The following is a 13,743-nucleotide window of genomic DNA, read 5'->3' as shown; positions in this document are numbered from 1 at the left end:
ACTGTAACCCATGGCGCAGAACGCATGAAACCGCGGCAAACGCCTTGCCGCTCAGCGCAAGACTCGTTCGTGATCTACCCTTTTGCACGCTACCCGAAACGATCAATTCATGAGAAACCGCTCATTCTTTCCTCGGGCCGGCCGATACGCCGAGATACCCATACATTCCGCGCGCTGGCTGGCGCCCGTGACCCGATTCAGAATAGGAGAACGTTGATGAAGAACCTGCCCATCGGCACCCGCCTTGGTCTTGGCTTCGGCCTCTTGACCCTGTTAATCGTGCTCATCGCCGGTTCGGTGTGGCTGCAGTATGGCCAGGTGCGTGAGGCGCAGGCAATCAACCAGCACAGCTACGAGGTCATCGAAGAGCTGGAGAAACAGATGATCGCGCTGGTGGATATCGCGAGCGGCCAGCGCGGCTACCTGATCACCGGGGAAGCGGGTTATCTGGAACCTTATGACAAGGGCCGTGAGGCATTCCTGCGGCGTAATGACCGCCTCGAGGAGATGACCGCCGACAACCCGCAACAACTCGAGCGACTGACGGAGCTGGAAACGCGCTACAACAGCTGGATCGACAATTACATTCAGCCGGCAATCGACCTGCGCCGCGAGGCGGGCAATCTCGACGACGACGTGCGCGATCGGGTCCAGGATCTGATGGCGAAGGCCAAGACCGACATGGATGCGATGCGCGAGATCGATCACGCCATGATCGACACCGAGCACGGGTTGCTCGAGGAACGTCAGGCGAGCCTCGAACGCGTCGATGCGTTCATGAAGGGCATCCTCGGATTCGGCAGCCTGTTCGCCGTGCTGATCGCCATCCTCGCCGGTCTGTTCATCACCCGCTCGGTGGTCCGCCCCATCGACGAGGCCGTCGAGATCGCCGACCGTATCGCCGCGGGCGACCTGACGACCACGCCCCACTCGGATGCCAAGGACGAGACCGGCCAGTTGATCCGCCGTCTGGGTGCCACGATCACACGGCTGCGCGAGATGATGGGGGACATCTCCAACAGCTCGTCGCAACTGGCGGCGGCCACCGAGGAGATGTCGGCCGTTTCCGAGCAGACCAAGGGCGGCGCGGAAAAGCAGCGTGAAGAGACCTCGCAGGTCGCCACCGCCATCACCCAGATGAGCAGTGCGGTCGAGGAAATCGCGCGCAACATGCAGAGCGTCAACGACTCGGCCACCGAAACCGACGAGCGCGCACGCGCCGGCATGGGAGCGATGGACGACAACATGCGCGCCATGCAGTCGCTCTCCGATGACATGCAGCGCGCCGGTGACGTCATCCGTGACGTCAACACGCACAGCGACTCGATCGGTTCGGTACTCGACGTGATCGGCGGGATTGCCGAACAGACCAACCTGCTCGCCCTGAATGCCGCGATCGAGGCGGCCCGCGCCGGCGAACAGGGCCGCGGGTTTGCCGTGGTGGCCGAGGAGGTGCGCAGCCTGGCCAACCGCACCCAGGACTCGATCGGCGAGATCGAGCAGATGATCGACAAACTCCAATCCGGCGTGCGCGAGGCGGTGGGCGTGATGGAGCGCAGCAGCGAGAGCGCCCGCGACACGCTCGATCGCACCGGTCACACCCAGGGGCTGCTCGACGAGATCGCCCAGTCGGTGCGCGAGATCACCGATCTCTCCACCCAGGTGGCCAGCGCCGTCGAGGAGCAGACCGCGGTGACCGAGGAGATCAACCGCAACGCCGTGAACATCGACCAGGTTTCCCACGAGTCGCTGGATGCCATCGAGCAGATCAATACGGCCAGCGCCGACCTCGCCCGGTTGGCCTCCTCGCTCTCCGGGATGGTGGGCCAGTTCCGCCTCGAGCGCGGTTAACCCGAAAACGCCCACCGGAACGACAAAGCCCCGCCATCAAGCGGGGCTTTTTTGCGCATTCGTGCCGAGGTTCCTTAGAACATGGTGACGGGGTGATACCCCTGCGCCTGCCAGCCGATCATCGACACGAAGCCGTCGCCGGTCAGCTCGAGGCCGTCGAACAAGGTGTCGTTGTCCACGCCGAAGACCTCGGTGGCCACCGCGCAGACCTCCAGGCGCACGCCGAGCTCGGCCAGCCGCGCGACCTCGGATTCGATCCGCATCAGGGTGGCCGGGTCGGCGACATCCTCGCCCGCCTCGGTGGTCAGAAACTGGACTGTCGGGCCGATGAACACGATCACCAGGTCCGGATCGAGCCCCTGGCGGACGAAGTTCGCGTGCGTGCCGCGAATGATCTCCAGGTAGAAGGCCGTCTTCTCCGCCTCGGTGAAGTCGATCTGGAAGACGCCCTTGGCCTCCTCCACGCCGGCGAGGGCCGCCGTGTCATTGACGGGGTCGGCGGCGTGGGCCGCACCGTGCATGGCGACGGCCAGCACCGCCGCGGACATCAGGGACAGGACACTACGCTTGATCATGGAGAACGCTCCGTTTCGCCTGGGTGGACCTTTCTGACCAATCGTGAAAAGCGATTTTCATTAGTCAGCTAACGGAGTGTAGTCCAGCCGATCGTCCTGTCTCAAAGAAATCCGGCGATCAATGCCAGCATCACGATCGCGCCGAAGACATTGTTGCGCCGGAAGGCCAGCACGCAATCCGCCAGTTGCCGCGAGCGGGCGGTGCGCAGGATCCAGACGGCCGATACCGCAGCGATGGCGAGTCCCACGAAGTAGCCGACGGCCAGGCCGGCCATCCAGCCCACGCCCACCAGCCAGGCCAGCGTCCACAGGTAGGCCAGGGCCACGGCCGCGAGATCGAATCGACCGAACAGGATCGCCGAGGACTTCACCCCGATCTTGAGATCGTCGGGCCGGTCGGCCATCGCATACAAGGTGTCGTAGGCGAGCGTCCAGCCGATGTTCGCCAGCAGGAGCAGCCAGGCCACCGGCGCGACCTCACCGTGATGCGCCGCAAAGGCCATCGGGATGGCCCAGCCGAAGGCCAGCCCCAGATGCACCTGCGGCAGGTGATGAAAGCGCTTGCCGAAGGGATAGGTCGCCGCCAGGATCACCGCCACCACGGAGAGCGCGATGGTGGTGGCGTTGAGCTGCAGGACCAACAGGAAGGAAACGCCCACCAGGGCGGCAAAAACGGCCAGCGCCTCGCGTGACGTGATCCGCCCGGTCGCCAACGGACGGCCCTTGGTGCGCGTCACGTGACCGTCGACATGCCGGTCGGCGAAGTCGTTGATCGCGCAGCCGGCCGAGCGCATCGCGATCACGCCCAAGGTGAAGATCAGGAAGATGAACAGGTCCGGGCGGCCCTCGCCGGCGACCCACAGGGCCCAGTAGGTCGGCCAGAGCAGCAGGAAGATACCCACGGGACGATCCAGCCGGGTCAGGGCGAGATAGGCACGGGTTTTCTCGGCGATCAGGGACAAGGCGTTACCTTAGCAATCAGAAAACGGACGTCAGAAGATACCAGACCGCCCATACGGCTGGCCGCTGATTCCTGTCCCCTCACCTCTCAGGGCTCCCTGCGCTAGAATGCGCGCGATTACATCGTCGCCCGACCGAACCCGAGGTTTCCGCATGATCCGCAATTTCCAGTCAACGCTCCCGACCGTGGCCGAGGACTGCTGGGTCGATCCGACCGCGGTGGTGATCGGCGACGTCGTGCTGGAGGAAGGTGTCTCCGTCTGGCCGAACGCCGTGCTGCGCGGCGACGTCCAGCAGATCCGTGCCGGACGACTGACCAACCTGCAGGACGGCGTCATCGTGCACGTCAACCAGCCCTCGGCCGGCCACCCGCAGGGCATGCCCTGCCGCATCGGCGAGGAAGTGACCGTGGGCCACCGCGCCATCCTGCACGCCTGCACCGTGGGCAACCGGGTGCTAGTCGGCATGGGCGCGATCGTGATGGACGACGTGGTGGTCGAGGACGAGGTGATCATTGCCGCCGGCAGCGTGGTCTCGCCCGGCAAGGTGCTGGAAAGCGGCCACCTCTACGTCGGCGCGCCGGCACGCAAGGTCCGCCCCTTGACCGACGAGGAGCGCGAGCACCTCGCCGAGTCGGCCCGGTTCTACCGGGAGCTGGCGCAGGACCATCGCACCAGCGGCTGATCCGCCTGACGGCCTCTCGGGGCCGACCGATTGACCGCCGGCCGGACCCGGCCTACTCGGCCGGCGCCGGCGCCTCGGCGCCCGCCGCCGGCAGCGGCTTGAGCCCCAGGATGATCTCGCTGACGTTCTCGCGGAACAGGCCGATATAGGTGCCGGTGGGCAGATTGCTCTCGGCCAGCCACAGGCCGGTCAATGGCGGCGCCAGACTCACGGACTCGGCGATCGCCGAACCGCGCTTGGCCTCGAGCCATTCCTCGAGCGCCCCACCGCCGGCGCCGGCAACCGGGAAGACGTGCGGCGTCTGGTTGCGCGCGATCAACTCGATCGCCTGCTCGCCCTGTTTCTCGTCGGTGACGTCCAGCAACTCGAAGTGGTAGGCCTTGGCGAAGTAGGCGAACACGTCGTTGTCGGTGACCAAGACCCGCTCGGTGCGCGACAGGTCTTCCAGCAACCCCTCGGTCTCGCGGTTGAGGGACTGCAGTTCGATATTGACCCGCAGGCGGTTGCCCTCGATCTCGCCGGCCACCGCCTCGAGACGCTCCTTGAGCTGGATGGTCAGGTGATCCACCGAGTACTGCAGCAGCGACGGGTCATGGTAGGTGTGCGGGTTGACGCCATCCTCGGTCTTGAGCAGTCGGAATTCGGGAATACGATCGGTCAGCACCACCCGATCGGCCGACTCGCGCGCCTTGGCCGCCTGGATGAATTCCGGCATCAGGCCCAGCCCCTGGTAGACGACGAGATCGGCCGAGGCGATCCGCTCCCGATCGGCCTCGTCGAGCGAATGGTTCAGCGGCGATTCTTCGCCGTCGACCACGGCCTCGACTTCGACGAACGAGCCGGCGATGTTGTCGACCAACCCGGCCGTGAAGGAGGTATCGGTCACCACGCGGAGGGTGTCGATATCCTGCTCGCCGCCGGCGTATTGCAGCACCTCGTCCTGCGCCTGGGCGGCGGGCACCAGGAAAACGACGGCCAGCGACAGGGTCGCGGCACGAGAAAGCCAACGGGTAAATATCTGCACAACGGGCCTCGCGTGAGTAAAGCGTGGGTCAGGATGAGTCCGATCTCTGGGGTGGCGGATGGTAGAAAGCCGGGCCACTCCCCGCAAGAACGACGCACTGCGAGCATGCTAACGTAAGGCATCGCAAACGAGGCCCCACCATGGCAAGCACCGCGTACGAGGACTACCTGAAAGCGATCTTCAAGCTGGCCGAGCAGTCGCCGGAGCCGGCGGTGTCCACCTCGGCGATTGCCGACCGGCTGGGCATCGCGCGCGCGTCGGTCACGGCCATGCTCAAGCGCCTGCACGCCGACGGGCTGATCCACTACGCCCGCTACCAGGGCGCAGCGCTGACCGACGCCGGCTGGACGATCGCCGTCGACATGATCCGCCGCCACCGGGTGATCGAGACCTTTCTCGCCCAGGATCTCAAGCTGCCGCTGGCCGAGGTCGATGCCGAGGCGGAAATCCTCGAACACGCCTTTTCCAGCCGGCTGATCGACCGGTTGTGGGACCATCTGGGCCAGCCGGAGTTCGACCCGCACGGCGCGCCGATCCCACGCCCGGACGAGGCGCCGGTCGAACGCCGCCAGATGGTCGCACTGGGCGATCTGGCCATCGACGAGGGGGCGACGGTGGTGCGCCTGGCCGCCGAGAACGCCGCCGACCTGCGCCGCCTGACACAACTGGGGATCCTGCCCGGGCAGTTCGTGCGACGTCGCGCCAGCCAGCCGGGGTCGGCCGACGTGGTGGTGACCATCGGTCGCCACGAGCGGCCGCTGGCAGCGACGCTGGCCGAACGGGTCTGGACGATCCGCTCGGCCAGCGACTGACTCAGTCGAGGAAGCGCTGGCGCGAGGTGAGGAAGGCGTACTCCGAGCCTTCGGTCCAACCGGCCACGTCACGGCGATAGTCGGTCAGCGACTCGAACACGCGCTTGGCGAATGCGTCCTTCTCGGTGATCTCGGCGAGCACCTCGTTGGACTTCTCGAACAGCGCCGCCATGATCTCGTCACTGAAATAGCGCAGCTCGACACCGTGCTCTTCGGTGAGCGTCTTGAGCGCCCGGTTGTTGCGCGCGGTGAACTCGGAAAGCATGTCGAGCGCCGCCATCTTGATCGCCCCGTCGACGATCGCCTGCAGGTCCTCGGGCAACGCCTCGAAGGCCTCCTGGTTGATCAGGGCCTCCATGGTCGCCGACGGTTCCTGCCAGCCCGGCGCGTAGTAGTACTTGGCCGCGCGGTGGAAGCCGAAGGCGAGATCGTTGAACGGTCCGACCCACTCGGCGGCATCGATGGTGCCGTCGTTCAGCGCCTGGAACAGCTCGCCCCCCGGGGTGTTGACCACCGACACGTCCAGCCGGCGCAGCACCTCGCCGCCGATGCCCGGCAGGCGCATCTTCAGCCCCTTGAAGTCCTCGACCGAGTCGATCGGCTTTCTAAACCAGCCGCCCATCTGCGGGCCGGTATTGCCACCCGGACGCGGGATGATGCCGTGCGGGGCGTAGAGCTCTTCCCACAGCTCGATACCCTCGCCGTGGTAGAGCCAGCCGTTCATCTCGTCGGCGGTCAGGCCGAAGGGAAACGCGGCGAAGAAGGCCGCGGCCGGCATCTTGCCCTGCCAGTAGTAGGCCGCGCCGTGACCCATCTCGGCGGTGCCCGCCTTGACCGCGTCGAACACCTCGAGGGCCGGGACGATCTCGCCGGCGCCGTAGACGTCGACCACCAACCGGCCGCCGGACATCTCGGTGATGTACTTGGCGATGTTGTTCGCGCCGGTCCCCAGGCCCGGGAAGTTCTTCGGCCAGGTGGTGACCATCTTCCACTTGATCGGATCGGCCGCGGTCGGGCCGCTCGCGGTGGCCGCCGGCTGCTCGCCGGTTTCGTTGTTGCAGCCGGTCAGGGCGGTGGCGGCAATGCCGGCAGCACCGGCCCAGGTCAAAAACTCGCGGCGTTTCATGGCAGGACTCCTTGAAGGTTTCGAATTATTCAGCATGCGCAAAAAAGAGGGGCATGAGCCGGAAGCTCGAAGCCTGAAGCTGGAAGAATAGTCGCTTCGAGCTTCCGGCTTCCAGCTTCAAACTCGGCTAGGCCGGCTGCAGATTCGCGTACGACAGGATCAGCCACTTCGCGCCATGCTGGCCGAAGTTGACCTGCACCCGCGCCGAGGCGCCGGTGCCCTCGCAGTCGAGGATGGTGCCTTCGCCGAACTTGGCATGGCGGACGTTCTGGCCGATCTCGAAGCCGGTCTCGTTCTGCTTGTGGGTGCGCGGACCGGGCTCGCCCTCCGGTCGACGGGCGCCGAAGGCGGTAGCCGCGCGGGCCGCGCGCGGGCGGACCTCCTCGACCAGATCCGGCGGCAGCTCGCCCAGAAAGCGCGACGGCATCGGGAAGATCTGCTTGCCGTGCAGCCGTCGCGACTCGGCGCAGGTGATGGTCAGCTGCTGCTCGGCGCGGGTGATGCCCACGTAGCAGAGCCGGCGCTCCTCCTCGAGGCGGCCGGGCTCGTCGATCGACATCTGGTGCGGGAACAAGCCCTCCTCGACCCCGACCAGGAACACCTGCGGGAACTCGAGCCCCTTGGCCGCGTGCAGGGTCATCATCTGCACGCAGTCCTCCCAGGCCGCGCCCTGCGCCTCGCCGGCCTCCAGACTCGCGTGGGCAAGAAAGGCCTCGAGCTCGCCCATCTCCTCGGCCGTGTCGCGGTCCATGACGTACCCGCGCCCGGCGTTGACCAGCTCGTCGAGGTTCTCGATCTTCGCCTCGCCGCGCTCGCGGTCGCGGTCCTTCTCGAACAGGGCGCGCAGGCCGCTCTTGTCGATGGTCTTCTCGATCCGCTCGCCCAACTCGTCGTTGATGGTCTGCTGGTCGATCGCCTCGATCAGGGTCATGAACTGCCGCAGCGCCCCGCCCGCCCGGGCGGACAGGCGGTTCTCCGCCAAGAGGATCAGCGCGGCATCCCACAGCGAGGCGCCCTGCTCGCGGGCGGCCTGGCGGACCTCGTTCAGGGTCTTGTCGCCGATGCCGCGGGTGGGGCGATTGACGATCCGATCGAAGGAGGTGTCGTCATGGCGATTGGCCACCAGCTTCAGGTAGGCGAGCGCATCACGGATCTCGGCGCGCTCGAAGAAGCGCAAGCCCCCGTAGATGCGGTACGGCATGCCCTCGCGTATCAGTGCCTCCTCCAGCAGGCGCGACTGGGCATTCGAGCGGTACAGCACCGCGCAGTCGGCCCGGTCGTGGCCCTCACGCACCGCCGTGGCGATCTGCTCGACCACGAAGTTGGCCTCGTCCTGGTCGTTGAAGGCGCGATAGAAGCGGATCGGCGCGCCGTGATCGCCCTCGGTCCAGAGGTTCTTGCCCAGGCGGCCCTGATTGCGCGCGATGACGCTGTTGGCCGCCTCGAGGATGGTGCGCGTCGAGCGGTAGTTCTGCTCCAGGCGGATCAGGTGGGTATTGGGGAAGTCGCGCGAGAAGTGCTGGATGTGCTCGACCTTCGCCCCGCGCCAGCCATAGATCGACTGGTCGTCGTCGCCGACGGCGAAGATGCCGTTGTCCTCGCCCACCAGCAACCGCGCCCAGGCGTACTGCAGGGCGTTGGTGTCCTGGAACTCGTCGATCAAGACCTGACGGAAACGGCGTTGGTAGTGCGCGCGCAGCGCATCGTTGCCGCGCAACAACTCGGTGGCGCGCAGCAGCAGTTCGGTGAAGTCGACCAGCCCACTGCGCTCGCAGACACGCTCGTAGGCCTTGTAGATCACGATCACCTGGTCGCGGATCGGATCGTCGCCCGGCACCACGTGACGAGCGCGCAGGCCGTCCTCCTTGAAGCCGTTGATCATCGAGGCAACCAGCCTAGGGGGGAAGCGGTTCTCGTCCAGTTCCGCCTCGCGGATCAGGCGCTTGACCAGCCGCAGCTGATCGTCCGAGTCGATGATCTGGAAGCCCTCGGGCAGACCCGCCTCGCGGGCATGCTGGCGCAGCAGGCGATGCGACAGGCCGTGGAAGGTGCCCACCCACATGCCGTCGACACCGCGCGGGCCGAGCTCCTGCCCGTCGAGCAAGGAGCCCAAACGCCCGCGCATCTCGCCGGCGGCCTTGTTGGTGAACGTCACGGCCAGCAGCGAGTAGGGCGAGATGCCCTGCTCGGCAACCAGCCAGGCCATGCGATGAGTGAGCACGCGGGTCTTGCCCGAACCGGCCCCGGCAAGCACCAGGGTGGCTAGTGACGGACTGGTGACCGCCTCGCGCTGGGCGGCGTTGAGCGGATCGAGAATGGGATCTTGAGACATGGGCGCATTGTACCGGAACCGCCGTGCAAACCGACCGCCCGAAACGGTTGCCCCGCCCATGCGCCGACGGCCTTTCTAGGGCCCGGTATCGCCGCAGAAATACCGCTCGGTGCCCAGCCCGTCCATGGCGATGGCGATGCGTTCGATACCCTGCCGGTAGGCGGCCGAACGCAAGGATTCCTCCTCGGTGACCGCCCGTTCGAAGACCAGGTCGGCCTGCTCGGCAAGGCGATCGGACAATCGCCGCTCGATCTCGTCCTCGGTCCAGTAGTCGCCGATGCGGTTCTGCACCCACTCCATGTGACTGACGATCACCCCGCCGCTATTGGCGAGCACGTCGGGAATGACGGTGATGTCACGCTCGGCCAGCTGGCGGTCGGCGGCGTTGTTGATCGGGCCGTTGGCGATCTCCAGGATCGTCGGCGCACGGATCGCATCGACGTTCTTCTCGGTGATGGCGTTCTCGAGTGCGGCCAGCACCAGCACGTCGACGTCGAGGGCGAGCAACTCCTCGTTGGTGAGCTTGTCGACCTCCACCTCCGCACAGACGGACTCCTCGCAGTAGACCTGACCCGAGAGCTCGGTGGACTGGTGCTTGCGCTCCCAGATCGGCAGCGGGTCGAGGCCCTCCTCCCGGTAGATCGCGCCGCGCGAATCGGCGATGGCGACCACCCGGTAGCCCGCATCGTGCGCCAGGCGGGCGAAGTGAAAGCCGGCGTTGCCGAAGCCCTGCACGGCCACGCGCGGGCGCTGGTCGGCCCGTCCGCGCCGGCGCTCCCAGATATTGAGCACCTGCAGCGCCCCGCGGCCGGTGGCCGCCGTACGCCCCAGCGAGCCGCCGTGCCCCGGCGGCTTGCCGGTGATCACGCCGCGTTGGTGCCGGCCGGCGGCCTGGCGGTACTCGTCGGCCATCCAGCCCATGATGGTCTCGTTGGTGTTGACGTCCGGTGCGGGGATATCCCGATCAGGGCCGATCACGTCGAGCAGCGCGCGGATGTAGCCTCGCGAGAGGCGCTCGAGCTCCAGGCGCGAGAGCTGCTTGGGATCGACGCAGACACCGCCCTTCGCCCCGCCGAACGGCAGGTCGACCACGGCGCACTTGACGGCCATCCAGAAACTGAGCGCGGCGACCTCGTCGCCGGTGACGCTGGGGTGGAAGCGGATGCCGCCCTTGCCCGGCCCGCGGGTGTTGTCGTAGAGCGATCGCCAGCCGGTGAAGACCTTGAGCGAACCGTCATCCATGCGCAACGGGATCTCCACCTCGACCACCCGGTTGGGTTGCGACAATCGTCGCCGGGCGTCCCCCGAGATGCGTTCGTCGTCCATCAACGGCTTGAGGTGCACCAGCGCATCGGCCAGCAGTCCACCGTTTTTCGTCATGTTCGTTCCTCCATCGTCACGCGGCCCCTGCCCGCCAGCGTTCACCGAGGGGCCATGGCTCTGAGCGTAGCAGCGCGCGGGCGCCCCGACCGACTCAGTCGGCCAGGAGGCGGGCAAAACCCGCGGGCGGCAGCGGCGGGCTGAAGAGGTAGCCCTGGTAGCTGTCACAGCCATTGGCCCGCAGGAAGGCCAGTTGCGCTTCGGTCTCGACCCCCTCGGCGAGCACCGACAGGCGCAGGGCATGGCCCATCGCGAGGATTGCCCCGGCGATCTCGCGGTCGTCGTTGTTGTCGGCGAGGTCATCGACGAAGCGCTTGTCGATTTTGAGGACGTCGATGGGGAATTGCCTCAGGTAGGCCAGCGAGGAATAACCGGTACCGAAATCGTCGATCGCCAGATGCAGCCCCAGTCGCCGCAGGGCGCGCAACACCCGGACGGAGCGTTCCTGCTGATGCATGAGTGCGCTTTCGGTCAGTTCGAGCTCGAGCCGATCGGGCGGGTAGCCGGTCTCGTCTAGCACCGCTCGGACCCGATCAACCAGCGACTCGTCCTGCAGTTGTCGCGCCGATACATTCACGGCCAGTCTCGGGACCGGCAAGCCGGCATCGTGCCACTCCCGCCCCTGACGGCAGGCCTCGCGCAGGACCCAGTCGCCGAGCGCGGCGATCATGCCGGTCTGCTCGGCCACCGGGATGAAGGCATCCGGCGGCACCAGCCCCCGGTCGCCGTCGCGCCAGCGCACCAGTGCCTCGGCACCGATCATCCGCCCGCTGGTGACATCGACCTGCGGCTGGTAGTGCAACTCCAGTTCATCGGCCTCGATCGCGCGCCTCAGGCGGGTCTCCATCTCGATGCGGTGACGGGCACCGGCGGTGAGGCTGTCATCGAAGAAACGGAAGCTGCCGCGCCCCTCGGCCTTGGCCCGATAGACGGCGGCGTCGGCCTGTTGCAGCAGGGCCTCGGGGCTGCGACCGAAATCCGGGTAGCAGGTAATGCCGACGCTGGCGCCCAGACGCACCTCGGTGCCGTTATCCAGTCGCCATGGTCGGGTGAGCGCCGCGATGATCGTTTCGGCCAGCGTGGCAAGATCGGCCCGACCCACGTTTTCGGCAAGCACGGCGAATTCGTCGCCCCCCAGGCGCGCCAGGCAGCGCCCCTCGATCAGCGACTCGAGGCGTCGCGCCGCCTGACGCAACAGGGCATCGCCGACGTGGTGGCCGTAGCTGTCGTTGACGTCGCGGAAGCGATCGAGATCGATCAGCAGCAAGCCCAGCGCCCCGACGTCAGCCGAGGCCACACGTTCACGCAGGTGCGTGAGCAGCAGCGCCCGGTTGGGCAGGTCGGTCAGGGCATCGTGCCGGGCGAGAAAATCCAGGCGCGCCTCGGTCGCCCGCAGGCGCGACATGTCGGTGAACAGGTGCACCACGTGATCGTCCTCGCCGGCCGGCCCGACCACCCGACTGATGGCCCGCAGTTCGGGAAAGCGCTCGCCATTCTTGCGCCGACTGGTCAATTCGCCCTGCCAGTGCCCGCTCGCCGCCAGCTCCTCGCGGATTGCCGGCCAGGGGCTGGTTGCGTGTTCGGCATCCAGCAGGGTGACCGGCCGATCGAGCACCTCCGCCTCGGTGTAGCCGGTCAACGACTGGAAGGCGCGATTGACCATCACGATGCGCTCGTCGGCATCGGTGATGATCACGCCCTCGAGCGTGTTTTCCAGCACCGCCGCGGCCTCACGCTGGCGTCGTTCGCCCTCGCGCTGCTCGGTGATGTCCGTGATCACGCCCTCGATGCGATCGACCTCACCGTCTTCATGGCGGAACACGTGCGTCAGGTCGGCCACCCAGCGCGCGCTGCCATCGGCACGCAGAATGCGATACTCCTGCCGGAAGGCCGTCGCGCCCGCACCGAGCCGTTCCTCCACCTCGGCGGCGACGCGATCGAGATCCTCCGGGTGGAGGATCTCGGCAAAATCGCGCGTCCCGTTCAGGAATTCCTCGGGGGAATAGCCCCAACGATCGACGTTGCCGGAGACGAATTCCACCGGCCAACCGGGGGCAAGCTGCCATCGGAACAGCACCACCGGACTGGCCTCGATCACCTCGTAGGCCGTCTCGAGCGCACGACGCGTTTCCGCCAGGCGGCGACCACGAACAACCACCGCTCGGCGCAGCCAGAACACCACGCCCAGGCCAATCAAAAGCAGCAGGCCACCGGTCGCGAACAGCCATCCCACCCAGCCGGGCACCAGCACCCGCGGGCGTTCGCCCAGCCAGCGCTCCAGGATGTCGAAATAGACCGAGTCGCCGTCGGCCTGCCAACGCGCCAGGTGGCGATCGATCGCCGCCAGCAGTTCGGCATTGCGCCCGGCGCCGGTCGCGAAGAACAGCCGGGCCGGCTCCATTACCACCGGCGTGCGCTTGAGGCCGTAGTCGGCGTGATAGCGGCTGCCGAACAGGTGATTGACCAGGGCTACGTCCGCGCGCCCCTCGGCCACCGCCTCGAAGGCGGCATGAAAGTCATCGACCGCCAGGGACTCGTGGGTGATACCGAACTCGTCGAGCAAGGCACCAATCCGCGCCTGCTGGATCGACCCCTCCAGCAACGCCACCCGACGCCCGCTCAGGTCGAAGATCGAGTCCACTTCCAGGCCGGGGCGGCGATAGACCTGCGACCAGCTGTGCAGGGCAGGCAAGGTGTGAAAGTCGAATCGAACCTCCCGCTGCTCGCTGATGGCCACATCCGGCATCAGGTCGATCTCGCCACGCGACGTGCGCTCGAGGCAGTCGGCCCAGGCACACTCCACGAACTCGAGTTCCCACCCCTCTTCCGCCGCCATGCGTTCGATCAGCTCGACGAAGATGCCCGACGGATGCCCCCCGGCATCGCGGAAGATCTTGGGATCGTTCTCGTACAACCCGACCGTCACCTCGCGGGCCTGACCCGCGGCCGTGAACAGCATCAACACCGACAATAGCGCCAGCCTCAGCACGACGCCCTCG

The 13,743-nt window shown here is 66.8% G+C and carries 10 protein-coding genes; 3 read left to right on the top strand and 7 right to left on the bottom strand.

What is annotated here, in order from left to right; genetic code table 11:
• The first annotated feature begins 216 nt into the window (after nt 1–216).
• Nucleotides 217–1,851, top strand: coding sequence for a methyl-accepting chemotaxis protein (locus tag SR882_RS02705; RefSeq protein WP_322521816.1), 1,635 nt, complete (start codon nt 217–219; stop codon nt 1,849–1,851).
• 74 nt (nt 1,852–1,925) lie between these two features.
• Here the strand turns inward: SR882_RS02705 and SR882_RS02700 are convergent, their stop codons facing one another.
• Both SR882_RS02700 and ubiA read right to left on the bottom strand, forming a co-directional pair.
• Nucleotides 1,926–2,426: a DsrE family protein gene (locus SR882_RS02700; RefSeq protein ID WP_322521815.1), complete on the bottom strand. Its 501-nt coding sequence runs from the start codon at nt 2,424–2,426 to the stop codon at nt 1,926–1,928.
• Nucleotides 2,427–2,527: 101 nt separating this feature from the next.
• The gene (gene ubiA, locus SR882_RS02695; RefSeq protein WP_407653335.1) at nt 2,528–3,388 is read right to left on the bottom strand and encodes a 4-hydroxybenzoate octaprenyltransferase; all 861 of its coding nucleotides are present in this window, start codon (nt 3,386–3,388) and stop codon (nt 2,528–2,530) included.
• A gap of 151 nt (nt 3,389–3,539) precedes the next feature.
• Here ubiA and SR882_RS02690 point away from each other — a divergent pair, with 151 nt between their 5' ends.
• Nucleotides 3,540–4,070: a gamma carbonic anhydrase family protein gene (locus SR882_RS02690; protein ID WP_322521814.1), complete on the top strand. Its 531-nt coding sequence runs from the start codon at nt 3,540–3,542 to the stop codon at nt 4,068–4,070.
• 52 nt (nt 4,071–4,122) lie between these two features.
• Here the strand turns inward: SR882_RS02690 and SR882_RS02685 are convergent, their stop codons facing one another.
• Nucleotides 4,123–5,094, bottom strand: coding sequence for a metal ABC transporter substrate-binding protein (locus SR882_RS02685; protein WP_322521813.1), 972 nt, complete (start codon nt 5,092–5,094; stop codon nt 4,123–4,125).
• Between the two features lie 140 nt (nt 5,095–5,234).
• Here SR882_RS02685 and SR882_RS02680 point away from each other — a divergent pair, with 140 nt between their 5' ends.
• A complete protein-coding gene (locus tag SR882_RS02680) occupies nt 5,235–5,906 on the top strand; it encodes a metal-dependent transcriptional regulator (RefSeq protein ID WP_125199441.1) in 672 nt (223 codons plus the stop codon).
• A 1-nt stretch (nt 5,907) separates the two neighbouring features.
• On the opposite strand, the gene SR882_RS02675 is transcribed toward SR882_RS02680, so the two are convergent.
• From SR882_RS02675 to SR882_RS02660, 4 genes are all read right to left on the bottom strand, one after another.
• Nucleotides 5,908–7,032, bottom strand: coding sequence for a TRAP transporter substrate-binding protein (locus tag SR882_RS02675; RefSeq protein ID WP_322521812.1), 1,125 nt, complete (start codon nt 7,030–7,032; stop codon nt 5,908–5,910).
• 127 nt (nt 7,033–7,159) lie between these two features.
• The gene (gene uvrD / locus SR882_RS02670) at nt 7,160–9,364 is read right to left on the bottom strand and encodes a DNA helicase II (RefSeq protein WP_322521811.1); all 2,205 of its coding nucleotides are present in this window, start codon (nt 9,362–9,364) and stop codon (nt 7,160–7,162) included.
• A 75-nt stretch (nt 9,365–9,439) separates the two neighbouring features.
• Nucleotides 9,440–10,744 (bottom strand): Glu/Leu/Phe/Val family dehydrogenase, encoded by a 1,305-nt coding sequence (locus SR882_RS02665; protein ID WP_322521810.1) that lies wholly within the window; start codon nt 10,742–10,744, stop codon nt 9,440–9,442.
• A gap of 94 nt (nt 10,745–10,838) precedes the next feature.
• Nucleotides 10,839–13,733 carry an EAL domain-containing protein gene (locus SR882_RS02660; protein ID WP_322521809.1) on the bottom strand — a complete coding sequence of 965 codons (2,895 nt, stop codon included), beginning with the start codon at nt 13,731–13,733 and terminating at the stop codon, nt 10,839–10,841.
• Nucleotides 13,734–13,743 lie beyond the last annotated feature (10 nt).

It is taken from the genome of Guyparkeria halophila (assembly GCF_034479635.1).
GTDB lineage: Bacteria > Pseudomonadota > Gammaproteobacteria > Halothiobacillales > Halothiobacillaceae > Guyparkeria > Guyparkeria halophila.
This window is presented reverse-complemented; position numbering and strand designations above follow the sequence as displayed.

Bases quoted from the DNA above. Each gene is read 5' to 3' on its own strand.
- SR882_RS02705 (WP_322521816.1), top strand. From the start codon at position 217: ATGAAGAACCTGCCCATCGGCACCCGCCTTGGTCTTGGCTTCGGCCTC.
- SR882_RS02700 (WP_322521815.1), bottom strand. From the start codon at position 2,426: ATGATCAAGCGTAGTGTCCTGTCCCTGATGTCCGCGGCGGTGCTGGCC.
- SR882_RS02690 (WP_322521814.1), top strand. From the start codon at position 3,540: ATGATCCGCAATTTCCAGTCAACGCTCCCGACCGTGGCCGAGGACTGC.
- SR882_RS02680 (WP_125199441.1), top strand. From the start codon at position 5,235: ATGGCAAGCACCGCGTACGAGGACTACCTGAAAGCGATCTTCAAGCTG.
- SR882_RS02675 (WP_322521812.1), bottom strand. From the start codon at position 7,032: ATGAAACGCCGCGAGTTTTTGACCTGGGCCGGTGCTGCCGGCATTGCC.
- uvrD (WP_322521811.1), bottom strand. From the start codon at position 9,364: ATGTCTCAAGATCCCATTCTCGATCCGCTCAACGCCGCCCAGCGCGAG.
- SR882_RS02665 (WP_322521810.1), bottom strand. From the start codon at position 10,744: ATGACGAAAAACGGTGGACTGCTGGCCGATGCGCTGGTGCACCTCAAG.